Source organism: Actinomadura sp. CNU-125 (assembly GCF_001942465.1).
Lineage (GTDB): Bacteria > Actinomycetota > Actinomycetes > Streptosporangiales > Streptosporangiaceae > Spirillospora.
Genome location: NZ_MKJY01000588.1, coordinates 1 through 22,172, shown reverse-complemented (window position 1 = coordinate 22,172; position 22,172 = coordinate 1). Strand labels below are relative to the sequence as shown.

Below are 22,172 nucleotides of genomic sequence, written 5' to 3'. Positions count from 1 at the left end.
GAAGCGCGCCCGTCATCCGGGAGGAGCGGGCCGCCATCGCAGGGCGATGAGCGCGGCCACGAGCACCTGGATCGCGCCGTTGAGGAGCGCGGGGGCGGCGTGCTCGGTGAAGCCGGGGATCACCGACTGCGTCACGTTCACCAGGGCGTGAACGACGAGCGCCGTGAGAACGACCCCACCGGACCCCTCGAAGATCCAGACCATCAGGACCCGCAGCGCGACCGTGCTGACGAACTGTCCCGCGATCCACAGCGCGGAGCGGTCGCCTTGGGCCCAGCCGACAAGGTGCCATACCGCCCACGCGATGCCGATCAGCAGCCCGGCCTGGAGCGGGCCGAACCGGTCGCGCAGCGGCTGGAGCAGGTACGCGGTCCAACCGGCCTCCTCGGCGAACGCGCTGACGAAGTAGACGGCGAACAGCAGCGGGACGGCGGTGAGCGGCGAATGCGTCCCGTTCGGCGGCACCCCCGCGAGCGGCATCAGCGCGAAGACGAGCAGTCCGATCGCGGGGATCAGCAACCACACCGGCAGCCACCAGGCCTTCGCCCCGAAGCCCCGAGGGGAGACCGTTCGCTTGAGCAGGGCGACCACCCCGCGGCGTCCCTCCTCTCGGAAGGCCAGCACCGCGGCCACCACGAGCGGCAGGACGAACTGGAACGCGCTCACCGGCATGCCCATGGGCAGCAAGTCGGACGCCTCGACCAGCGCCCCCCCGACCCAGAACGGGATCGAGAGTGCGAACAGCAGTACCAGGAAGGTGAGCGGCGATCTGGCGGTCGACGGAGTGGATCGTTCCAACATGCCGTGGATCTTCGTGCGCGGCGTCCGGAACGTCACTGGTGCCAGCACCAAGATCACGTGTGCGAACGATCACCCGGGCCGCGTGCGGGATTGGAGACCTCCGGACGAGCCCTTACTCGGAATCGCCGGTTGCGGCTCCGATCGGTTCGGGCGACCTCGTGTCGGTGATCTCGCGTTCCTCACCCGCGTCGAGGGCGGGGCGTCCGCGCCGTTGCAACTCGTCCGCCACCTTCTTCTTTGCTCCCGCCGGAAGCCGCACCGAACGAACCGAGAGCGTCGAGTTGGTCGGGGAAGTCGAGGACCGGGAGGGACTCACCGTCCCCCGGAACCAGCGCAGGATCCGAAGGTACGGATCGAGATCCAGCCATTCGGGCGCGCAGGCGACGTCCGGAGCTCGCGCGGATCCTCAAGTTCGCGGGCATTCGAAATATGCGGCCCGATATCGACCCCGGGCCTTGCGCGGAGAATCGAAAGCTCCGCGTGACGATCGCGCCTGGCCAGAAAGTGCGAGGCGCGGAGAAGTTGGGGCGTCGGCTGCGGGTCGGGTGACAGTGGTGGCTACTTCTCCGCCCGTGGGCTCTCCCTCAATCACGCCGTGTGTGGTTTTCTGATCACGTCCTGCCGGGTGACGGGTTCTCGCGGTGGTGCGTGGTGGGGGTGCCGGGTGGAGTCAGGGCTTCGGATCGCGGGTCGGTACCGGCTTGAGCGGGCTTTGGCCGCGGGCGGGTTCGGCCAGGTGTGGCGGGCCGCCGACCTGCTGCGGGAACGGACGGTCGCGGTCAAGTTCCTGCACCGGGACGTCGCCGAGAGCAGGCCCGTGTGGCTGAGCAAGTTCCGGCAGGAAGCGAAGATCGCCGTCCAGTTGAATCACCCGAACATCACCGCCGTCGACGACTTCGGGGAATACGACGGCCAGTGGTATCTGGTGATGGAATTCCTGCGGGGAAGGGACCTCGCGGAGGAGGTCGCCGGGCATCCGGACGGGCTGCCGGTGCAGCGGGTGCTGGCGTTAGGGGTGCAGGTCGCGGAGGGGCTGGTGGCGGCGCATGCGCACGGCATCGTGCATCGGGACCTCAAGCCGGAGAACCTGATGCTGCTGGACGGCGACCACGTCAAGATCTGCGACTTCGGCATCGCCCACATCGCCGAGGCGTCGGTGTCCCAGACGTTGGACGGTGTGGTGGCGGGTACTCCGGCGTTCATGGCTCCCGAGCAGTGGCTCGGGGATCCGGTGGACGGACGCACGGACCTGTACGCCTTCGGGGGGATCCTGTACGTGCTGCTCACCGGGCGCAACGCGTTCCGCGGCCCGTCCAACAGCGCGTTCATGGGGCAGCACCTCAACTTGGCGCCCGAGCCGCCGCGCACGGCGCGGCCCGAGATCCCCGAGGTCCTCGACCGTCTCGTCCTGGAGTTGCTGGCCAAGGACCCCGACCGGCGGCCCGCCGGTACCGTCGATGTCCTCGCCCGCCTCCGCGACATCGCTGGGCTTCCGGAGGTCCCCGCACCGAGGCCGAAGCCGCCTCCGCCGCCCGTCCCGGAGTTCGACGAACCGGGCCCGGCCGGCGAACGGAAGCGCGGACCGTTCGCCCCGCTGATACCGCGCCGGACGCTCTACGCGGTCGTCGGCGTCGCGGCGACGGTGGCGCTTCTCTTCTTCCTCGTCCGCATCGAGCGGATCGGCGACATGAAGTTCGACGTCGCCTTCACCCTCAAGGGGCATCGCGACGACGTCCGTTCGGTGGCGTTCAGCCCGGACGGCACGAGGCTGGCCACCGGCGGCGAGGACGGCACCGTGCGGATCTGGGACGCCGGGACGGGGTCCCTCCTCACCACGATCCGAATGCCGGGCGACTCCGGCGATGACTCCGTCGCCGACTCCGTGCTGGTGGCGTTCGGCCCGGACGGCTCCAAGGTGATCGGCGGCGGCGGAGACGGCGTCGCGCGAACGTGGAACGTCGAGAGCGAGGAACTCATCGCCGAGTTCGGCGAGCCGGAGGAGTACACGTTCGTGGTGGCGTTCAGCCCGGACGGGTCGAGGTTCGTCAGCGCGAGCGACGAGAAGGCGTCGGTGTGGAGCACCGAATCCGGGAAGCTCGTCAAGACCCTCTCCGGGCAGTTGTACCGGCACCGGTCGGTGGTGTTCGCCCCGAACGGGGCGGCGTTCGCTACCGTCCCCGGCACCGACCGGAACAACGCGTACGTGTGGGATGCCGAGACCGGTGAGCGGATCGCCGAGTTGGGCGGCCACCGGGGCGGCATCTACGAGGTGGCGTTCAGCCCGGACGGCACCAGGCTGGCCACCGGCGGCGAGGACGACACCGCGCGGCTCTGGGACGCGCGAACGGGAGCTCCGCTCGCCGCGTTCACCGGGCATGACGGCGCCGTCAGCGCGGTTTCGTTCGCCCCGGACGGTTCGAGGCTGGTCACCGGCGGTATGGACGGGGACGCGAAGGTCTGGAACACCCGGACGAGGTCGCTCGTCAACCATCGACGGACAAGGTCTACGAGGCGGTGTTCGCCCCGGACGGTTCGACCCTCGCCACCGCCGCCGAGAACACCGCCAAGGTCTGGGACGCGAGGACCGGTGAGCTCGTCACGACCGCCAACGGCAAAACCGACTGGCTCCCCTTCATCGGAGGTTCGTCCTATGTCAGCGAGCTGACGTACGGCCCGGACGGTTCCATGCTGGCCGCCGCGAGCGGCGACACCGTGATGGTGCTGAAGAAGAAACCGTGACCGCTGATCGTCGTGCGTCCGTGGTCAGTATGTGTTCATGCCCGTCCTGCGGTACGAGGCGATGAGCCAGCGGTCATCGATCTTCCGCAGACCGAGCTGGACGGTCTGTTCGACCAAGGTGTCGTTGGTGTCGTTCGTGTCGTCCTCGGGGGCTTCGCCGGTCGCCTGGGCGCGGAGTTCGCTCATTCGCCGGATGGTGTCGGGCGTGAGCCGGTAGACGCCCGTGGCGGTGGCCGTGTCGTCGGCGTTGATGTAGACCTTGACGTCCAAGGCATCGTTGATGAGGTCGCGGTATTCGTTGTTGGACGAGAGCCGGGCCGCCTCGCCCTGGTGGGTGCAGTCGATCATCGGCTGCATGGCGGACGTGGTGAAACCGCAGGCTTTCGGGTTGTCGCGGGCAATGAGCGCGATCATGAAATCGCGGGTCGCGGCCTCCGCGTCGTCCTCGTCGTTGGACCCGAGCAGGACGTTCAACCCGAGTACGAGCACGGCCAGCACGACGAACCCCGCCGTGATCGCCCCGATGATCGCGAGCGGGTTGCGTTCGGCCGCCGCACGAGCGGCCCAGCGGACGGGCGTCGGTGCCGCGATCGGGGCGCCGATCGGCGCGAACGCGGGTGCGCCGGCCTGCGGCGGTTGCCACGCGGCGTGCAGCCGCTGGACGAGGCCGGGATCGCTCGTCATCGCGGCGGCGAGCCCGTCGACCAGTGCCGCGCGGCGGGCGGGGTCGTCGGGGGCCTGCTCGAACGGTTGCCAGAGCGCGGGCCGGACGACGCTCGGGACGAGGAGGCGCAGCTGTTCGGCGGCCGGGTCCTGTTCTGGACGCACGGTCCCGGCGGCGACCGCCGTCAGGTGGCCTACGAGCCTCTCCACGGTGGACTGGGCGATCTGGTAGTCCGTCACGGGACCTCGAAAACGTAGGGGTTCGTCTCTAGTTTTGGTAGACGCCGCCGGGCCCTGCGGAGGTCTGGCCCATTCCGGACATGCGTGGGCCTGGACGGACGGGCCCGAGAGCGGCTCCGCACGCCGTGCGGAAGATGGTTTCGGTGTATTCGCCGAGCCCCGCCGTCAGGTCCTGGGCGTAGATCGCGCGGGGGCGCCGGGCACACTGACCTCGACGGCGATGATCACGCCCGTGGTTCCGTCCGGGCCCGGCGGAATCGATGTGGGCCGGTGGTCCGTCTGGGGCCTCGGAGAGCGGGGGGACGTCGTCCGGGAGCCGTCGAGGTTCCTGTCAGTGTTCTGTCCGGCTCCGGTCATTTTCGTGAGGCGAGGCATTTGGGGGAACCGGCGGGCGGTCGCCGGAGTCTGTTCGGTGAATTCGCCGAGGAAGGGACCGCCCCATGCTGGAATTGGCCGTCTTGGCCTTTCTCGTCGCCGGTGTTATGGCCGTTCTCGGATGCATGGACCAGCGGACGGTCTATTGGAAGTTCGCCGCCTGGCGGTACCGGAACCCGGAGGCCAACGAACCGTCCGATACCGCACTGGCGATGAACCGCTTCGCGATGTTCTTCATCGCCGCCGTGTTCGCCGTCATCGGCGGCATGGTCATCGCCTCCGACGGGACGCGAACGTACGGCTCCTCCGCCGCCGAGGTGCGGGCGGTCGCGGACGCGGCGGCCGAGAGCCTGCGGCGGGACGCGACGCCCGGCCTCGGGCCGACGCTGACGGAGTCCGCCGTCATCGACGCCGTGGCGGCGGAGGGCGACGGCGAAGTCCGGGTCGAAAACGTTCCCGGCGACGGCGACCGGTACGAGTTGACGAACGGCGCGGGAGAGAATCCCGTCTGCCTCACCGTCGAGGTCGACGAAGAATTGGACGTCGCCGACACCGACCGCGAACCGTGGAGTCACACGATCTCCGCGTCCGTCACCGATGGACCGTGCTGACCGGTGAACATATTCGCGCGAGCGCCGAATTCCGCGGATCGGCCCCGGGGATATACCGCATAGGCGAGCCGTCGTCAGGGACGGAACGCGGCGGCGTTCTCCGCGGCCCACTGCGCGAACGGGCGGGCCGGACGGCCGGTGACCTCCTCGACCGAGGGGGACACGGTGCGTCCTTCGGGCGGGGTGTTGCCGAGGGCGTCGAGGAGGAACCCGATGAGGTCCTCGGTCATGCCGTGCCCGCGCCACATCTCGCGTGCCTCGTCCTCGCCGAGCTCGACGAACCGGACGTCCCGTCCGATCGCCTCGCCCAGCGTCCGCACCTTCTCCGCCGTGGTGATCGCCTCCGGGCCGGTGAGGACGAGGGTGCGGCCCGCGTACCCGCCCTTCGCCAGGACGGTCGCCGCGACCGCGCCGATGTCGGCCTCGTGCACGAGGCTACTGACCCGGTCGCCGAACGGCTCGCGGACGGCTCCCTCGGCCCGGACGGACGCCGCCCACCACTGCAGGGTGTTCGCCATGAACTCGACGGGGTTGAGGAGCGTCCACTCGATGTCGCTCTCGGCGAGCGCCTGTTCGAGCGTGCCCTCGGCGCGCCCGCCGAGGACCGTCACGCGCCGCACGCCCGCCCGTCCGGCCATGGCGACGATCTCGGCGCCGGTCTGCAGCGGCGCGTAGCCGTCGCCCGCGAAGTTGATCAGGTGCGCGGCGGTGACGCCCTCCAGCGCGGGACCGAGGGTGGACGGCTCGGCGATGTCGCCCGCGACGACCTCGACGCCCGCGGGCAGGTCCGCGCGCGCGGGGTCGCGGGTCAGTGCGCGGACGGGCAGGCCCAGACGCAGCAGCTCCGCGACGACTTCACGGCCGACGGTCCCGGTGGCGCCGGTGACGAGGAACATGGCGACTCCTTGTGTAGAACGGAACGTTCGGTTCCACTATAGCAGAACAGAGCGCTTCATTCCGTTCGCCGGGGCGGCGAGACGGCCGTCCCCGCGCTGCGGTCGCGGGCTTCCATTGAAGAAACGGCTATGTATATTTGAAGCCATCCAAGCCAGCATCCACTGGCGAGATCGTCGACTCCCTCGGGGGGTTCACATGGCGGGAAATCGTCGACCTCCACGGCGTCGCCTCGGAGCGGACGACGGAAGGCGGTCCCGGTCGTCCCGGACCGACCGCCCGGAGGGACGACCCGGTCCGGCGTCCGGCCTCCCGGTCGCTCGGCCCGACCGCCTTCTGTCCGGCTCCGCGCCGGTGGAACACCTCCCCTGACCGAACGAGGTGGATCTTGCATCCTGCACACATGAGGAGATTCCTGGCGGGTGCGGCCGTCGCGGGTGCCGCGCTGCTGGCTCTGCCGGTGACCGCGCACGCCGCCGCCGACGACCTGCGCACCGTGCCGCTGCCGTTCCTGTGGCCGCGGGCCGACCTCACGACGGTCGCCCCGGACGGTGCGGGCGGTGTCTGGATCGGCGGCGGCCAGGGGGCGCACTGCCTGGTCGTCCTCAACCCGTGGTGCTACAACCTGGGCAATCCGGTCGTGCGGCGCTGGACTGGGACGAACTGGAAGGAGTACCCGATCGACGGCTGGACCGGTAACGGGTTCATCGGACGGGTCGCGTCCGGGGCCGGCCGCACGTGGATCGGCGGCGTCGGACAGGGCGCGGCCGGGCCCGACCGGTTGTTCGTGTTCGACGGCGCGTCCTTCCGGAAGGTCGCCACGCCGTCCACCGCCACCATCGGCGTGCTCAGCACCGGACCGGCCGGGACGTGGATCACCCAGGACGTCGCCCCCGGGTCGGGCGAGCCGCACCTCCTGCGGCGCGACGGCGACGCCTGGGTGGGCGCCGACCTCCCCGATCCGGGAGCCAGGGTCAACGACGTCCAGGCGCTGTCGGCCACCGACGTCTGGGCCGTCGGCAACCGGCCCCAAGGGGACGGCGGCGAACGGCGGCCCGCCGTGGCCCGGTTCGACGGCACCGGCTGGACCTGGCTCCCCGAGCCCGGCATGCCGTCCTCGAACAGCGTCGAACAGGTCGTCCCGGTCGCATCCGACGACGTGTGGGTGTACTCCAATGCCCACCTCGCCCATTGGGACGGCTCCGCCTGGACGACGATCGAGGGGCCCGGCGGCCCCATCGCCGACCTCGCCGTCGACGGTTCGGGGACCGTGTGGGCGGCCACCCCCGTCTCCGACGACGCCGGGCTCTGGCGGTACCGCGACGGTTCCTGGCAGCCGGTCACGGTCCCCGGCGGGGCGCGGCTGAACGACGTCGCCACGCTCGGCGCGTCCACGATCTGGGGGGTGGGCCGCGCGGACGACGCCCCGGTCGCGGTGCGCGGCTAGACCCCGGTCGCCTCGCCGTGATCGACGACCGCGGCGACGGCCAGGTGCAGCAGGGCGGACAGGTGCGGTTCGAGTTCGTCGGCGGGGACGGCGCCGACGAGGGCGGGGAACATGACCCGGTCGCGGGCCGCGGCCGCGGTCAGGACCCGCGCGGCCCACCGCGCCGGAGGCGGCAGCCGGTCGATGTCGCCGCGGCCGTCGGCGAGCATGGGTCGGCGGCCGCCCGGTCGCGCACGTCCGGCGGCCACTCGGCCAGGATCGCCCCGCACCAGACGGCGACGAGCCGTTCGACCGCGGCCGGTCCGCGGCGGACGGCGCGGGCGGTGAGCCCGCGGCTCCGCCGGTGCTCGCCGTAGACTGCGGCCGTCAGCGCCCTCCCGGCCAGCAGCCGGGCGTGCCAGTGCAGGGCGAGTTCGGACGTCCTGTGCCGGATCGGCATCGCGATCAGTCGCAGAGCGTGGGCCGGGGGCTGGTCAGCTCGTCGGTGCAGTCCTCGGTGACGAACCCGGCCTCTTCCGTCGGGACCTTCGGCCGCCAGGTGTGGACGGCCACGCCCGCGGCGTCGTAGCCGGTCACGGCCTCGACGCGGATCGTGCGCGAGGTCATCGCCCCCTGCGACATCGACCCGGTCTCCCCGTGGTCCGGCACGAGCTCGGCCGGGGTCTGGGCGATGAAGAAGCCGTCGTGGACGGCGGTCTGCGCGGTGCGGTCGCCGTCCCAGGTCACGCCGACGCGGACGACGCCGGGCTTCGCACGGCCCACGACCACGGCGTGCAGTTCGTCCCACTTCATGGCCTGCACCTGCCGGATGCCGTCGACGCGCAGCGGCGCGTCGAACCCGAAGAGGCCGCCGTCGTGCGTCCCGGGCCAGGCGTGCACCTGCGGGGGTTCGGTGTTGCCGGTCCCGTCGGTCACGCAGAACACGTAGCCGCGGTCGCCGCCGATCTCCGCGAGCCGCCCGCCCGGCACCGGCCGGCTCGTCAGCAGCCGGAAGTCCGCTTGGGACGGCCCGTTGCGCATGCAGGCACGGGCGAGCGCCCGTTCCTCGGGCGTGTTCTCCGGCAGCCCGTCCCCCGCCCCGGACGGGCCGAGGACGTCGGGCTCCGGCCGGTCGTTCCCCGCGACGATCCCGAAGGGGACGGCGACGGCGAGGGCGAGGGCCGCCGCACCGGCGCCGTCCTGGTCCGGCGGCGGCGGGCGGCGGTGCGCAGGGCGCGGTCGGCGAGGCCGTCGACGGGTTCGGCGCGGTCGGCGATCCCGTCGAGGGCGTCCTTGAGCAGCTGGTCGGTCATGAGCGGCTCCCGGTTGGGGCGAGGTCGGCGGCGAGGTCGGGAGCGAGTTCCCGGAGTCGGGCGATGGCGCGGTGGGCCTGGCTGCGGACGGTGCCGACCGAGCAGCCCATGATCGCGGCGACCTCGCGTTCGGAAAGGTCCTCGTAGTAGCGCAGGACGAGCACGGCCCGCTTGCGCGGCGGCAGTGCCAGCAGCGCGCGTTCGAGCGTCACCCGCAGGTCGACGTCCGGGCCCGTGGCCGGCGGCTCGGGGAGTTCCGCGACGACCGACTCGCGGCGCCCGCGGCGCCACCGGGTCGCCTGCTCGTTGTACATGGCGCGGCGGACGTAGCCCTCCGGGTTGTCCCGCACGCGCGTCCACCGCGCGGCCGTCTTCGCGAGCGCGTTCTGCAGCAGCTCCTCGGCGGCGTGCTGGTTCCCGGCCAGCACGTACGCCGTCCGGATGAGACTGCCGGACCGAGCCGCGACGAACGCGGCGAAGCTCTCACGGGCCTCTCGGTTCAACGGGCCTCCTCTGTGGTGTCACTTCCTGAGACCCACGGAGGCGCCGCAACTATGCCTCCGGAACCTACTTTTCTCGGGCGAAGCAGAACCTTCCTTTAAAGAGACAGGGCTGTATATTTGACGAAAGGATCATCGATCGCCTCCGGGAGCCACACATGGCAGGACAACGTCGAGTTCTCCACGTCACCGCCTGGATCGCCGCCTTCTCCGGCCTGCTGATCACCCCCGCCCGCGCCGCCGCCGCCCCCGAATGGACGAGCACGCCCGTCCCCGCGCTCCAGGGGCTCGTCGTGCCCACCGAGGTCGCCGCGGCCGGGCCGCACGCCGTCTGGACCTCCGGGGTCGAGGACGCCACCAGCAGTGGCACGGCGTTCATGCTGGCCTGGGACGGCCGGGGGTGGCGCCGCCAGGAACTGCCGGCCCCCGAATCGACCACGATCATGGACATCGCCGCGTCCGGGCCGCGCAGCGCCTGGGCGATCGGCTCGAAGCAGACCGAGGAGGGCGGCTACCGGCCCGTGGCGCTCCACTGGGACGGCACCGCCTGGCGCGAGGTCGGCTACCCGGACGGTGTCAGCCCCACCATCCCGCTGCCCTCGCCCTCGTGGCAGCTGGAGATCGCCTCCGCGGCGCCGGACGCCCCCGCCTGGTCGATCGGGTACGACGAGGCCGCCGGGGAGTCCGTCGCGCTGCGCTTCGAGCGGGGGCGGTGGGTCCGGCAGAACCTCCCCGTGAAGATGGACAAGGCGCTGACCGTCGCGGTCCGGTCGTCGCGGGACGTGTGGATCGCCTGCATCTGCGAGCTTCCGGGCGAGGGTCCGACCCAGGTGATGCTGCACTGGGACGGCGTCCGCTGGAACACCGTCCGGCTCCCGAGCAGCGACGACACCCAGGTGCTCGAGATCGTCCCGGTGTCGTCCAGCAGCGTGTGGGCCTACCGGGCGGGCGCGGGCACCAACTACCCGGCCGTCCCCGACCTGCTGCACTGGGACGGGACGGACTGGAGTTCGACCCCGATCCCCGTGGACACCCGCGCCGTCCACTTCCCGAACCTCGCCGACGACGGGCGCGGCGGTGCGTTGGTCGCGGCGAACACGGTCGACGGCGACACGAACTACCTGCACTACGGCGACGGCGAGTGGACGACCGAGAGCGGCCCCGGCCGTCCCGGCGTCGGCGCCTGGATCTACGACATCGCCCGGGTGCCGGGCACCCGGACCATCTGGTCCGTCGGCCTGGTCTCCCCGCTGTCCGGCCCCGCCCTCGTCGAACGCCGCCGCTGACGCGTCCGGCCGCCGGTTTCGGCCCGCACCATATGGTCCGGCGGGTTGAGGCGGTATGGGGTGATGGCTACGTTGATCACTTCTCTTCTGCGGTTCCGCTCGCGTGAGAGCCGGAACAACTCCCTGGAGGCCGTCCGTGCGTAAGTGGCTCCTCGTCGGCTCGATGTGCGTGGCGCTGAGCGTCACCGGCTGCTCGGGCGGTGACGACTCGGGGACGGCCGCCGAAGGCGGGCAGAGCGAGGCCGCCGGTGGCGGACAGGAGGCGCCCGCCGCGAACGACCAGGGGTCGATCACCGGCAAGTGGCTCGGCCCCAAGGACGGCGCCAACAACGAGACGTTCGAGTTCTCCGGCGACGGGACGGTCAGCCTTTCGAGCGAAGGCACCACCTGCAAGGGGACCGTCGAGGCCGGCGGCGGGGAGCGGACGTACAGCTTCAAGGTCGACTGCGGCGAGGGGCCGTTCCCCGGCACCGCCGTGGTGTCCCCGGACGGCGAGACCATCACGCTCACCGACCCGGAGGGCGAGAAGAGCGAGTACGGACGGGTGTCGGGCTGACCCTCGCGTAGCCCGGTTCCGGCAGACCGAATCACCGGCGGATTTCCCGGCCGTCAGAGATCGCGCGGTTCGATCTCGGCGGCCGGGAGCTCGACGTGGCGGTCGCCCGCGAACCGGGCGAGCGCCGCGCGGAAGCGGGGGAGATCCTCCGGGGCGACCACGTCGTCGACCTTGCAGACGACCGTGCCGCCGTGGCGTTCGGGACCGTCGACGGGACGATCGTCCCCGGCGTACCAGACGACGAGTTCGGCCTCGTCGCCGTCGCCGACCAGCGCGACCTGTTCGAGGACGTCCCACCGGATCGTCTTGTCCTCGGTCTTGTAGACCGTGAGGCCGTCGGGGCGCAGGGTGACGCGGTCCGGCGGGAGCAGCACCCCGAGCAGCGCGAAGAACGCGCCGCCGCCCAGGGTGAGGGCCGCCATGAAGACGATCTGCCAGATCGTTTCCAGGTCGAGCATGAGCGGGATCGCGAGCAGGGGCAGCGCGAGGAGCCACGAGATCAGCAGCCCGCCCTTGAAACCGGCGGTCATCTGCCACCGCCTGTTCCGCACGTAGACGACCTCGCCGCCGGACGAGAGCCGTTCGAGGATCTCGGCGACGGCGGGGCGGTCGACGGGGTCCTTGGCCAGGCAGGCGGCGACCAGGTCCGCGAGGTCCGCGGGCAGGCCGGACAGGTCGGGTTCGGCGTGGCCGACCCGGTACCGGACCGGCTCGGCCGGGCCGGTGCCGAACGGGGCGCGTCCCGTCCCGGCGAAGGCGAGCACGGAACCGAGGGCGAACACGTCCGAGGGCGGGCCGGTGTCGTGGTCCAGCACCTGTTCGGGGGACGCGAACGACGGTGCGTCGGCGCGGGCGGCCAGGCCCGCGAGGCCGAAGTCGATGAGGCGCGGACCGTCCTCGGCGAGGATCACGTTGGACGGTTTCAGGTCGTGGTGCAGCACCCCGCGCCCGTGCAGCGCGGCGAGCCCCCGGGCGAGCCCCGACGCCAGCGCCGCGAGCGCCGGAGGCGGCAGCGGCCCGTGCAGTTCGACGGTCTCCCGCAGCGTGAGGCCCTCGACGTATTCGCAGGCCAGCCACGTCGTGTCGACGTCGACCAGGCGCGCGACGGACGGGCCGTCGACCCGGCGGGCGGCACCGGCCGACGCGGCGAGACGGCGGCGGAACCCGGGGTCGGCGGCGAGCTCCGGCCGGACGAGCCGCACCGCGACCGTCCGCCCGTCCGGGGAGCGCCCGGCGAACACCTCCCCGAGCGCGCCCCCGCCGAGCCGGCGTTCCAGCCGGTAGGGGCCTGCGGTGCGCTGTTCGGGCCGACGCGGCGACTCCATATGGCGACATCCCCTCAACGGGACGTCCGGCGCCGTCCGCTGACAGGGCCGCACCGGCGATGCGGTCCGAGATCACGGTACATCGCTACCGCTGCCGGACATTTCTGCCGCCGTATGCCGCGACCCGGCCCCCGGGACGGGCATGAACCGTGGGAGGCCGAGAACCCGGAGGCGAGCCGTGGGCGTTGAGATCCGACCGTTCCGTCCCGGCGACGGCTCGTGCCTCGCCGCGCTCGTGCGGCGCTGCCTGCGGGAGGTCAACGGCCGCGACTATCCGGTGGACGCCATCGACCGGATGTCCGCGCACTTCACCCCCGAACGGTTCGTCGAGCTGTCGAGGATCCGGCGCGTCTACGTCGCGGACGGCGGACGTCCGGTCGGCACGGTCTCCCGCGACGGAAACAGGGTCTACACGCTGTTCGTCGATCCGGACTTCGCCGGGCAGGGCATCGGACGGCGGCTCCTGCGGCACATCGAGGACCTCGCCGCGCGGGAGGGGCACGCGTACATGGAGACCGGCGCGAGCATCACCGCGCACAGTTTCTACCTGCGGCTCGGGTACGGTGACGTGCACGAGGACGACGCCGAGCCCGTCCTCCGCAAACCGCTCCCGCCGCCGCCGGACCCGGCCTGACCACCTGCGAGGGCTCCGGGACCGCGTTGACCGTGCGTGGCGGATGGGCGAAGCTACGGGATGATCAACACCGTGCGACCGTTCGGAGGACATTGATGCGTCGATCCCCTGGGGACGGTCGGTGACCACGACGCTGGTGGACCGGCGGCGGGAGACGGCGCGGCTGACCGAGGCGCTCGACCGTACCGTCCGGGACGGAACGGTCGGTGTCCTGCTGCTGCGCGGTGAGGCGGGCATCGGCAAGTCGCGGCTGCTGCACCACTTCGTGGACGTGGCGGTCGAGCGGCACGCGGCGTCGGGCCTGCTCGCGGGGCACGGCCAGGCGATGATGAACTCGCTGGGTTCCGACGCCTACCAGGCCGTCCGGGACTGCCTGCGGACCCTCACGCAGCGGGCGGAGCGCGCCGGTTCCCGCGAGGTGCTCACCCGGGTGGCGGAGTCGTTCCGGCTGCACGCGCCCGACTGGATCGAGTCGGTGCCCGTGGTCGGGAAGCTGCTGGCGGCGGGCGTGCTGACCGGACGGACGGTGCTGGACTCCGGCAGGGCGGGCGGCGAGGAGCCCATGGACAGCCGCCTCGACCAGCTCGCGGGGGTCGTGGACGGGCTGGTGGAGGGCGGGCCGGTCCTGCTCGTCCTGGACGATCTGCACTGGGCGGACACCGCCACCATCGACCTCGTCATGCGGCTGGCGCTGCGGGTGCGCGGCCCCCTGCTGCTGGTGCTCGCCTACCGTCCCGACGACCTGCAGACCAGCGAGAACGCCGACGGGCATCCGCTGCGCCGGGCGATCTACCGGTTGCGCCGGTACTGCGAGAGCTGCGTCGAGATCGACCTCGAACGCCTCTCGCGAGACGACACCGAGGAACTCGTCCGGGTCGCGGCCGGGCCGTCGGCGCTGCCGCCCGGCGCGGTCGAACGCATCCTGCGGGAGAGCGACGGGAATCCGCTGTTCGCCGAGTCGCTGCTGCGGGTGGGCGACGGTACGGGCGAGGGTGCGCGGCGGGAGCGGCGGCCGGAGAGCATGCCGCGGCAGATCAAGGCGATCCTGGAGGAGCGGCTCTCGTACCTGTCGGCCGCGGACCAGCGGCTGCTGGAGTCGGCGGCGCTGATCGGTTACTCCTTCGAGGTCGAGTACCTGGCCGCGCTGGTCCGGATGGACGTCGACGACGTGTACGAGCGGCTCGACGTGCTGCTGAACGAGTTCGGGCTGGTGCGTCCGGACGACCCGCGGGGCGACCGCGACCGGTACGCCGTGCATCATCCGCTGCTCGCCGAGGTGCTGCGCGAGCGCGGCGCCGCGAACGCCCCGCGCTGGCAGCGCATGCACGGCAGGCTGCTGGAGGCCCTCGACCGGGAGGGCGAGTGGGACGACGAGCTGTGGGTGCGGGCGGTCGCGGTCGCGCTCGGCGCGACGGCGCGCCGAGCGGGCCCGCGAGCTGGCGCTGGAGGCGGCGCACCGCCAGTTCCGGCTCGGCGCGGTGTCGAAGGCGCGCGAGCTGGTGCAGGTGGCGGCGGACGGCGCGGCTCCGGCGGAGCGGCGGCGGACCGCGTACCGGCTCCTCGCCGAGTGCATGTCGGTGGAGGGCGACCACATGGGGGCGGCCGCGGCGTGCGCGGAGGCCATGAAGGCGGTCGCGGCGGAGTCCGCGGAGCCGGACGCGGGCGGCCGGTTCGCCGTCGGCCTGCTCTGGGCGCGCAGCCTGCGCATGACGAACGACTGGCGGCGCTGCCGGGAGCTGCTCGTCGAGCTGGAGGCCGGGTGCGCGGAGGCCGGTGCGTCGGACGTCCTCGCGCAGGTGCGGATGCTGGAAGCGGAACTGGCCTTGTGCGGGCCCGCACAGGACACGGACGAGTGCGTCCGCTTGTGCTCGCTCGTCTACGACATGACGTCGGACCCGGAGTTGCAGGCGCGCGCGCTCGGGCACCGTGGCTTGGCGTATCTGGCGGCGCACGACGCCGAGTCGGCCGAAATGTGGCTGAACCGTGCCATCGAGGTCGCGCGGCGGAAGGGGCACCCGTACGCCGAGTACGAGGCCGTCCACTGGCTGAGCAAGAAGACGATCGCCTGCCTGGAGCTCGACCGGGCGTCGGATCTGCTGCGGCGGCTGACGCTCATGTCGCAGAAGTCGGGAGTGGCGAGCGACAGCCCGTTCCATCTGCGTGATGGCGAGCCGTGTGCTCGCGCTGAAGCGCGACTTCGCCGGGGCGGCGGTGGCGTTCGCCCGCTACTTCGACGCGGGCCCCGGGCACTGGGCCGATCGGGCGACGGTGACGCTGGCGTGCCAGGTCCACGAGCTGGAGGTCCTGTACGGGCGGGACGCCGCCGACGCCATGATCGGGGAAGTGCTGGGGGCGGCGTACCGGGAGGTCGCCGACCAGGATCGCCGCACCCTGCTGGCGGAGCGGATCGGCGGGCTGGCCGTGCGCGACGACGGCTGGCGGCCGGTCGAGACGTCCGTCGCACGGCTCGCCGTGCGCCGCGACGAGGCCGTGGCCGCCGACGCGATCTTCCGGTTCGACATCGCCGACATCGCGGCGCTGCGGGCGAAGATCCCGCACGCCCGCCACGGAGGACTCGATGCGAACTGACGTCGCGGGCGACTTCCCGCTGGATCCCGCGCTCGTCATGCTGAACCACGCGTCCTACGGCGTGCCGACACGGCGCACCCTGGACGAGGCGGGGGCGCTGCGCGCGGAGATCGAGGCCGATTCCAACGAGCGGCTCGGCGCCGAGCTGACGACGCGGCTGCGCGAGCAGTCGGCGCTCGTCGCGCGGACGCTCGGGCTGTCCCCGGGGTCCACGACCCTGTGCACGAACGCGACGTCCGGTGCCGCCGCCGTCATCGAGGCGGTCGACCTTTCGCCGGGCGCGACGGTCGCCGTACTCGACAGCGAGTACTCGTCGATCTGCCGCGCGTGGGAGCACAGGTGCGCGCGGGCGGGCGCCTCGTTCGTCCGGGTGCCGGTGCCGCTGCCGCTGCGCGACACCGGCGACCTGCTCGCCCGGCTGGCCGCCGCGGTGCCCGGGGACGTGGCGTTCGTCCAGGTCAGCCTGGTGTCCTCGTCGGCGGCCCTGGCGCTGCCGGTGGCGGCGGTGAGCGAGTGGACGCGGCGGCGCGGCGGCCGGCTGATCGTCGACGCGGCGCACGGTCCGGGGCACGTGCCGGTCGTGCCGGTCGAGGGCGTCGACGCGATGTTCGGCACGCTCCACAAGTGGTTCCCGACCATGCGGCCGGTCGGGTTCCTGTGGGCGAGCGAGGAGTTCCGGGAGCGGCTCCGTCCTGCGGAGGTGTCCCTGACCTGGGATTCCTCCGACCTGGTCGAGCGGTTCTCCTGGCCGGGCACGTTCGATCCGGTGCCGCGCCTGACCGCCGGGTCGGCGGTCGGGCAGTGGCGCGACTGGAAGGCGTCCGGTGCCCTGGACCGCTGCGAGGCGCTGGCCGCGCAGCTGGCGGGGACGCTGACGGAGCTCGGGGCGGTGCCCACCGGGGCGCCGCCGTTCACCCCGCCCCGGTTGCGGGCGTTCGTCCTGCCCGGGCTGCGGCACGAGGCGGTCAAGGCGGCGCTGCGGGAGTCGGGGCTGCGTGTCTGGACGGGCCCGGGGCCGCGCGGCGAATGCCTGCTGCGGATCTCCACGCACGTCTACAACGACGAGGCGGACGCCGAAGCGCTGGCCGCGCGCGTGCGCGAGATACGCGGCGGGACGCGCGGCTTGACCGGGGCGGCCGGGGACGCGGCCGTCCCGAAGGTCCCGGTGGACGCCGACGCGGGACGCCTGAGCCCGTCGGCCGGTCGGGCAGGTCTTAAAAAGACATCGGCGTTCCCAGTAAAGTGCCACCTGCGTAGGCGCGCGCTCGTGGCGGGCCTGATGCCGGAGTGACGGGAGGCGCTGGGTGACGGTCGCACCGGTGGGGACGGACGATCCGGGACGGATCGGGCGGTACCGGATCGTCGGGCGGTTGGGGCGCGGCGGCATGGGACGCGTCTACCTGGGACTTTCGCCGGGCGGGCGGGCCGTCGCGGTGAAGGTCGTGCGGGACGAACTCGCGGAGGACCCGGGGTTCCGGCGCCGGTTCGTCCGGGAGGTGGACGCGGCCCGGAAGGTGGCGGGAGCCTTCACGGCCGCGGTGGTGGACGCCGACCCGGACGGCGACCCGCCGTGGCTCGCCACCGCTTACGTGTCCGGAATGTCGCTCGACGCGGCGGTCGCGGCGCACGGCCCGTGGCCGGAGCGGTCGGTGCGGGCGCTGGGCGCGGCGCTCGCCGAGGGGCTGGAGAGCGTGCACGCCGCGGGGGTCGTGCACCGCGACCTGAAGCCGTCGAACGTGCTGCTGGCGGCGGACGGCCCGCGCCTGATCGACTTCGGCATCTCGCTCGCGGCGGAGAACACGCAGCTCACCGAGACCGGGACGGTGATCGGCACGCCCGGCTACATCCCGCCCGAGCGGCTGGTGCGCGACGAGACGTCCGCCGCCGGCGACGTCTTCGCGCTCGGCGCCGTCCTGGCGTACGCGGCGACCGGGGAGGGGCCCTTCGGGGGCGGCGCCGCGCACGCGCTGCACTACCGGGTCGTCCACGAGGAACCGGACCTGAGGGGGCTGCCCCCCGGGCTCGCGGACGTCGCGCGGCGCTGCCTCGCCAAGGACCCGGGCGACCGGCCCGCGGTGGCGGAGCTGGTGGCGGAGCTGGGCGGGGCGGTGGACGGGGGCGGCGGCCTGCCCGCGCCGGTGGCCGCGGAGATCGCCCGCCCGCAGATCATCGTGCCCGCCGACGCGGACCCGACCGCGTCGTCACCGCTCGCCGCCGCCGCGTCCCGCGCCGGGGACGGGGACGGGGACGGGGACGGGCGCTGGCGGGGGTCGCGGCCGTGGCCGCGCTCTGCCTCGTCGCGGTCGCGACGCTGGTCGCCGTCCGTTCGTCCGGCGGCGGCGAAGAGGAGGCGGCCGGTCCGCCGCAGTGGAAGGAGCTGTGGTCGTACCCCCTGGACGGGGAGCTGCGGATGGTGAAGGCCACCGACCGTACGGTCTACCTCAGCAGCGAGGGCGGCGACCTGCACGCCCTGGACGCCGACAGCGGCGACGAACGGTGGAAGCGCCGCTACCCCGGTGAGTACACGGAACTCCTGGACGGCACCGACGAGATGGCGTACTACGCCGACGGCAGGTACACCTACGCCCTGGACGCCCGCAACGGCGAGCAGCTCTGGAAGAACGAGGACCACGGCATCAACGGGCCGATCACGACCGTCAACGGACGGACGTACAAGACGTTCGTCAACTGGTTGTTCGAACTCGATCCCCGCACCGGCGAGGAGATCTGGACGAAGAAGACCGACGACGTGGTGTGGGAAGACCCGGTCTCGCCGCCGGGGTCCTCTACCTCGCGGACGACGCGGACGCCCTGCACGCGGTGGACGCGGAGAACGGCGACGGCATGTGGCGGTTCGACGCCGGGAACGAGATCGACACGAAGCCCGTCTTCGCGGAGGGGCGGGTCTACTTCGGCAGCATCGACGGCTCCCTCTACGCGGTGGACGCCGACACCGGGCGCGAAGCCTGGAACCACCGGTTCGACGGGCCGGAATGGGACCCCGCCATGGCGGACAACGCCGGATACCCGACCGTGGCGGACGGGGTCGTCTACTACGAGAACGGCGTCTACGTGTGCGCGTTCGACGCCGACACCGGACGTCGGCTGTGGACGTACGAGCCCGGCGCGTCGGACGGCATCATGCTGCTGGACGTCCGGGACGGGCGGGTCCTGTTCCGCGACGGTGTCGAGGGCGACGGCGACGAGACCCTGTACGCGCTGGACGCCCGCACAGGCGAACGGCTGTGGGACGACACCCTGGGCGAGCGCACGACCGTCGCCGGCGACGTCATGTACTACGAGGACGGCGGCGAGCTGCACGCGGTGTCGGCGACCGGACGGGCGTGAGGTGAGACGGGTGAGCGCGTACACGCCACTGGAGGCGGGCGATCCCCGGCGGGTCGGGCGGTACCGGATCGTCGGGCGGCTCGGCCGGGGCGGGATGGGACGGGTGTTCCTGGGCCGTTCGCCGGGCGGGCGGGCCGTCGCGGTGAAGGTCGTGCACGCCGAACTCGCGGAGGACGCGGGGTTCCGGCGCCGGTTCGTCCAGGAGGTGGACGCCGCCCGCCGGGTGACGGGCGCCTTCACGGCCGCCGTGGTGGACGCCGACCCCGGCGGCGATCCGCCGTGGCTCGCCACCGAGTACGTGCCCGGTATGTCGCTCGACGCGGCGGTGGCGGCGCACGGCGCGTGGCCGGAGCGGTCGGTGCTCGCGCTGGGCGCGGCGCTCGCGGAGGCGCTCGGGGCCGTGCACGGCGCGGGCGTGGTGCACCGCGACCTGAAGCCGTCGAACGTGCTCCTCGCGCCGGACGGTCCGCGCCTCATCGACTTCGGCATCTCCCTCGCGGCCGAGGGCACCCGGCTGACGGTGACCGGTGCGTCGGTCGGGACGCCCGGGTTCATGTCGCCCGAACAGTTGCGGGGCCGGACGGTCGGGCCCGCGAGCGACGTGTTCGCGCTCGGCGCCGTCCTGGCCCACGCGGCGACCGGCGACGGGCCGTTCGGGCGCGGTTCCGCGCACGGGCTGAACTATCGGGTGGTGCACGAGGAGCCGGATCTGTCCGGCGTCCCGTCCGGGCTGGCGGACGTCGTGGCCCGCTGCCTCGCCAAGGACCCGGACGACCGGCCCGCGGTGCCCGACCTGGTGGCGGAGCTGGGCGGGGCGGTGCCGGACGGTGTCCCGCGCGCGGAGTCCGGGTGGCTGCCGGAGCCGGTGACGGCGGTGCTCACCCGCGAGTACACGGCCCCGTCGCCCGGCGTCCGGGGCGTCCGGCGGCGGTTCGTGCGCGCCCGGGGCCCGATCGGCGGCGGCGGTCGTCGGCGCGATCGCTGTCGGGGTGGTCGTCCCCGGCCGGGGGACCGGCGCGGACCCGGCCGCGCCGGAGCCGACGCCCGACCCGCCGAAGCTGTCGCTGCTGTGGTCGCACCCGACCGCGCCGGACGGGCGGCCCGTCGTCGAGGACGGGCGGGCCTACTTCCGTGTCGACGGCACCGTGCGGGCGGTGGACGCCGACACCGGCGACCCGCTGTGGCAACACGGTAGGGAGACCGTCGCGCTCGGCCTGACCGCCGTCGGCGACAGCGTCTACTACGAAAGCGGCGGGCTCGATGACGGCTACGTGCACGCGCTGGACGCCCGCACCGGCGAGCGGCGGTGGCTGTACGACGCCGGCATGTCCGTGCGGGAAGGGCCCCTCGTGGCCGACGGAACCGTGTACGTGGCGGGCGTGGAGGGCTCCGGTATCGACGACCGGGTCAATTACCTCCACGCGGTCGACGCCGGAAGCGGCGCGAAGAAGTGGAGCCGCGCGGCGGGACTGTTCGTCGGCGGGATCGCCACCGCCGACGGGATCGTCTACTTCAGCGACGTCACCGAGAAAGGACGGGCCCGCAACCTCCACGCCTTGGACGCGCGCACGGGGAAGCAGCGGTGGAAGGTGCGGCTGGAGGGCGACGTCCAGAACATGACGGTGTCGCTGACGGTCGCGGACGGGGCCGTCTACGACGTTCGCGAAGACGGTTTCGTGGTCGCGCGCGACCTGAGCGGCCGTCTCCTCTGGAAGCGGGACGCCGACCTCGAAGACCTCGACGACGTCGAGTCTCCGACCGTCGCGGGCGGGGTCGTCTACCAGGGCGGCAACGGCCACAACGCGGGCGGCGAGGCGGTCGCCCTCGACGCGCGGACCGGCAAGGAGCTGTGGCGCTACGAGACCGACGCGCTGGCCGCTCCGCCCACGGTCGCGGACGGAACGGTCTACGTCGCCACGAAGGAGGGCGAACTGCACCTGCTGGACGCCCGCACCGGCGACTCCCGCGGCGGGCTTCGCCTGGCGGACGGCTCGGACGCCGGCGCGTCCGTCGCCGACGGGGTCGTCTACTTCGACGGCGGCGACGGCCGCTTCCGCGCCGCCGAGATCACCCGCTGACCCGACGCCGCCCGCAGCCTCCGGTCCCGATCCCTTCGGACGGCGGACGATCGACTTTGGTCGGCGCGCGGTCGCCGTGCGGCCGACGCGGCGGCGGGACCGCGGAAGCGAACCTTCGATACGTGACGAAAGACATCGGATCGACGGGCACGGCCACGACGAACGCCCGGACGGAACGGGCGCGAACGCTCGGGGCGGTGCTGGGCCTCGCGGTGCTGTCGCCGCTGTGCGCGGAGTCGCTCTCCGCGTACGACTCCAGCACCGGCGACCCGCTCGCGCTGCTGGGCGGGCTGCTCCTGCTCGCGCCGCTCTACGGGTGCCCGGCGCTGCTCGTCCGGGAGATCGCGCACCGCTTCGGGGCGGGGTGGCCGGGGATCGCGGCGCTGGCGGCGGCGTTCGGCGTGCTGCAGGCGGGCGTCGTCGACCAGAGCATGTTCGCGTTGAGCTACCGGGACGTCCCGTACTGGGACGAGATGCTGCGGCCGACGTTCGTCGAGCCGCTGGGAATGGCGCCGTTCATGGCGCTGAGCTTCGTCGGCGGCCATGTGGTCTGGAGCTTCTGCGCGCCGATCGCGCTCGTCGAAGCGCCGACCGGGGCGCGCGCCCGCACGCCGTGGCTGCGGTGGCGCGGGATCGCGGCGGCGACCGTCCTGTACCTGGCCGTGGCGGCGCTGATCTGGAACGACCATCGGACGAGCGGCGAGGACCAGGCGTCGCCCGTCCAGGTCGGCGCGTCGCTCGCGGTCGTGTGCGGCTGCTGGTCGCGGCGGCGTGGGCGTCGGGCGGCGGGCGCG

20 protein-coding genes and 5 pseudogenes are annotated in these 22,172 nt (G+C 72.9%); 17 read left to right on the top strand and 8 right to left on the bottom strand.

Annotated elements, in window-relative coordinates:
- Window positions 1-12 precede the first annotated feature (12 nt).
- Entirely contained in the window at window positions 13-858 is an 846-nt protein-coding gene (locus tag BJF79_RS47180) for a CPBP family intramembrane glutamic endopeptidase (protein WP_158079520.1), read from the bottom strand.
- Between the two features lie 538 nt (window positions 859-1,396).
- Between BJF79_RS47180 and BJF79_RS47175 the strand changes: the two are divergent.
- Both BJF79_RS47175 and BJF79_RS68070 read left to right on the top strand, forming a co-directional pair.
- Window positions 1,397-3,253, top strand: a pseudogene (locus BJF79_RS47175) (WD40 repeat domain-containing serine/threonine protein kinase); the annotation flags it as partial.
- Between the two features lie 62 nt (window positions 3,254-3,315).
- The gene (locus tag BJF79_RS68070; protein ID WP_410050229.1) at window positions 3,316-3,540 is read left to right on the top strand and encodes a WD40 repeat domain-containing protein; all 225 of its coding nucleotides are present in this window, start codon (window positions 3,316-3,318) and stop codon (window positions 3,538-3,540) included.
- A 24-nt stretch (window positions 3,541-3,564) separates the two neighbouring features.
- Here the strand turns inward: BJF79_RS68070 and BJF79_RS47170 are convergent, their stop codons facing one another.
- The gene (locus BJF79_RS47170) at window positions 3,565-4,443 is read right to left on the bottom strand and encodes a hypothetical protein (protein WP_075907139.1); all 879 of its coding nucleotides are present in this window, start codon (window positions 4,441-4,443) and stop codon (window positions 3,565-3,567) included.
- A gap of 500 nt (window positions 4,444-4,943) precedes the next feature.
- Here BJF79_RS47170 and BJF79_RS47165 point away from each other — a divergent pair, with 500 nt between their 5' ends.
- Complete coding sequence (locus BJF79_RS47165; RefSeq protein WP_075907138.1) at window positions 4,944-5,429, top strand: hypothetical protein; 486 nt, start codon at window positions 4,944-4,946, stop codon at window positions 5,427-5,429.
- Window positions 5,430-5,503: 74 nt separating this feature from the next.
- On the opposite strand, the gene BJF79_RS47160 is transcribed toward BJF79_RS47165, so the two are convergent.
- Window positions 5,504-6,325 (bottom strand): NAD(P)H-binding protein, encoded by an 822-nt coding sequence (locus BJF79_RS47160; protein ID WP_075907137.1) that lies wholly within the window; start codon window positions 6,323-6,325, stop codon window positions 5,504-5,506.
- Window positions 6,326-6,711: 386 nt separating this feature from the next.
- Here BJF79_RS47160 and BJF79_RS47155 point away from each other — a divergent pair, with 386 nt between their 5' ends.
- A complete protein-coding gene (locus BJF79_RS47155; protein WP_158079519.1) occupies window positions 6,712-7,770 on the top strand; it encodes a hypothetical protein in 1,059 nt (352 codons plus the stop codon).
- Between the two features lie 139 nt (window positions 7,771-7,909).
- On the opposite strand, the gene BJF79_RS47145 is transcribed toward BJF79_RS47155, so the two are convergent.
- Genes BJF79_RS47145 through BJF79_RS47135 form a run of 4 tightly spaced genes read right to left on the bottom strand, consistent with a single transcriptional unit; the run spans window position 7,910 to window position 9,565 of the window.
- The gene (locus BJF79_RS47145) at window positions 7,910-8,209 is read right to left on the bottom strand and encodes a hypothetical protein (protein WP_075907134.1); all 300 of its coding nucleotides are present in this window, start codon (window positions 8,207-8,209) and stop codon (window positions 7,910-7,912) included.
- A gap of 5 nt (window positions 8,210-8,214) precedes the next feature.
- The gene (locus tag BJF79_RS47140) at window positions 8,215-8,790 is read right to left on the bottom strand and encodes a hypothetical protein (RefSeq protein WP_075907133.1); all 576 of its coding nucleotides are present in this window, start codon (window positions 8,788-8,790) and stop codon (window positions 8,215-8,217) included.
- Window positions 8,751-9,062 (bottom strand): hypothetical protein, encoded by a 312-nt coding sequence (locus BJF79_RS54875; RefSeq protein WP_143220987.1) that lies wholly within the window; start codon window positions 9,060-9,062, stop codon window positions 8,751-8,753. Before BJF79_RS54875 ends, BJF79_RS47140 begins: the two co-directional genes overlap by 40 nt.
- Entirely contained in the window at window positions 9,059-9,565 is a 507-nt protein-coding gene (locus tag BJF79_RS47135; protein WP_075907132.1) for a SigE family RNA polymerase sigma factor, read from the bottom strand. The genes BJF79_RS54875 and BJF79_RS47135 overlap by 4 nt, the downstream gene beginning before the upstream one ends.
- Window positions 9,566-9,720: 155 nt before the next feature.
- Between BJF79_RS47135 and BJF79_RS47130 the strand changes: the two genes are divergently transcribed.
- Complete coding sequence (locus tag BJF79_RS47130) at window positions 9,721-10,848, top strand: hypothetical protein (protein ID WP_075907131.1); 1,128 nt, start codon at window positions 9,721-9,723, stop codon at window positions 10,846-10,848.
- Between the two features lie 136 nt (window positions 10,849-10,984).
- Window positions 10,985-11,404 (top strand): hypothetical protein, encoded by a 420-nt coding sequence (locus BJF79_RS47125; protein ID WP_075907130.1) that lies wholly within the window; start codon window positions 10,985-10,987, stop codon window positions 11,402-11,404.
- 53 nt (window positions 11,405-11,457) lie between these two features.
- On the opposite strand, the gene BJF79_RS47120 is transcribed toward BJF79_RS47125, so the two are convergent.
- A complete protein-coding gene (locus BJF79_RS47120; RefSeq protein WP_075907129.1) occupies window positions 11,458-12,729 on the bottom strand; it encodes a serine/threonine-protein kinase in 1,272 nt (423 codons plus the stop codon).
- Window positions 12,730-12,907: 178 nt separating this feature from the next.
- Here BJF79_RS47120 and BJF79_RS47115 point away from each other — a divergent pair, with 178 nt between their 5' ends.
- The 11 genes and pseudogenes from BJF79_RS47115 to BJF79_RS47070 form a co-directional block, all read left to right on the top strand.
- Window positions 12,908-13,363 carry a GNAT family N-acetyltransferase gene (locus BJF79_RS47115; protein WP_262403599.1) on the top strand — a complete coding sequence of 152 codons (456 nt, stop codon included), beginning with the start codon at window positions 12,908-12,910 and terminating at the stop codon, window positions 13,361-13,363.
- Window positions 13,364-13,484: 121 nt separating this feature from the next.
- On the top strand, window positions 13,485-15,527 hold the full coding sequence (locus tag BJF79_RS47110; protein WP_075907127.1) for an ATP-binding protein: 2,043 nt from the start codon (window positions 13,485-13,487) through the stop codon (window positions 15,525-15,527).
- 11 nt (window positions 15,528-15,538) lie between these two features.
- A complete protein-coding gene (locus BJF79_RS47105) occupies window positions 15,539-15,952 on the top strand; it encodes a hypothetical protein (RefSeq protein ID WP_075907126.1) in 414 nt (137 codons plus the stop codon).
- Window positions 15,942-17,243, top strand: a complete 1,302-nt coding sequence (locus BJF79_RS47100; protein ID WP_075907125.1) for an aminotransferase class V-fold PLP-dependent enzyme — start codon at window positions 15,942-15,944, stop codon at window positions 17,241-17,243. Before BJF79_RS47105 ends, BJF79_RS47100 begins: the two co-directional genes overlap by 11 nt.
- Before the next feature lie 13 nt (window positions 17,244-17,256).
- Window positions 17,257-18,369 carry a serine/threonine-protein kinase gene (locus BJF79_RS47095; protein ID WP_075907124.1) on the top strand — a complete coding sequence of 371 codons (1,113 nt, stop codon included), beginning with the start codon at window positions 17,257-17,259 and terminating at the stop codon, window positions 18,367-18,369.
- Window positions 18,363-18,632: pseudogene (locus BJF79_RS68065) on the top strand (PQQ-binding-like beta-propeller repeat protein); the annotation flags it as partial. The gene BJF79_RS47095 and the pseudogene BJF79_RS68065, both read left to right, overlap by 7 nt.
- 74 nt (window positions 18,633-18,706) lie before the next feature.
- Window positions 18,707-19,300, top strand: a complete 594-nt coding sequence (locus BJF79_RS64770; protein ID WP_075907123.1) for a PQQ-binding-like beta-propeller repeat protein — start codon at window positions 18,707-18,709, stop codon at window positions 19,298-19,300.
- 1 nt (window position 19,301) lies between these two features.
- Window positions 19,302-20,096 (top strand): annotated as a pseudogene (locus tag BJF79_RS57670) (serine/threonine-protein kinase); the annotation flags it as partial.
- 193 nt (window positions 20,097-20,289) lie between these two features.
- Window positions 20,290-20,421: pseudogene (locus tag BJF79_RS68060) on the top strand (hypothetical protein); the annotation flags it as partial.
- A 33-nt stretch (window positions 20,422-20,454) separates the two neighbouring features.
- On the top strand, window positions 20,455-21,378 hold the full coding sequence (locus BJF79_RS47075) for a PQQ-binding-like beta-propeller repeat protein (protein WP_262403597.1): 924 nt from the start codon (window positions 20,455-20,457) through the stop codon (window positions 21,376-21,378).
- 122 nt (window positions 21,379-21,500) lie between these two features.
- Window positions 21,501-22,172, top strand: a pseudogene (locus BJF79_RS47070) (hypothetical protein); the annotation flags it as partial.

Excerpts from the sequence above, each read along its gene's own strand:
- BJF79_RS47100 (WP_075907125.1), top strand. The coding sequence starts at position 15,942 with ATGCGAACTGACGTCGCGGGCGACTTCCCGCTGGATCCCGCGCTCGTC.
- BJF79_RS47140 (WP_075907133.1), bottom strand. The coding sequence starts at position 8,790 with ATGCGCAACGGGCCGTCCCAAGCGGACTTCCGGCTGCTGACGAGCCGG.
- BJF79_RS47130 (WP_075907131.1), top strand. The coding sequence starts at position 9,721 with ATGGCAGGACAACGTCGAGTTCTCCACGTCACCGCCTGGATCGCCGCC.
- BJF79_RS47160 (WP_075907137.1), bottom strand. The coding sequence starts at position 6,325 with ATGTTCCTCGTCACCGGCGCCACCGGGACCGTCGGCCGTGAAGTCGTC.
- BJF79_RS47165 (WP_075907138.1), top strand. The coding sequence starts at position 4,944 with ATGGACCAGCGGACGGTCTATTGGAAGTTCGCCGCCTGGCGGTACCGG.
- BJF79_RS47120 (WP_075907129.1), bottom strand. The coding sequence starts at position 12,729 with ATGGAGTCGCCGCGTCGGCCCGAACAGCGCACCGCAGGCCCCTACCGG.
- BJF79_RS54875 (WP_143220987.1), bottom strand. The coding sequence starts at position 9,062 with ATGACCGACCAGCTGCTCAAGGACGCCCTCGACGGGATCGCCGACCGC.
- BJF79_RS47145 (WP_075907134.1), bottom strand. The coding sequence starts at position 8,209 with ATGCCGATCCGGCACAGGACGTCCGAACTCGCCCTGCACTGGCACGCC.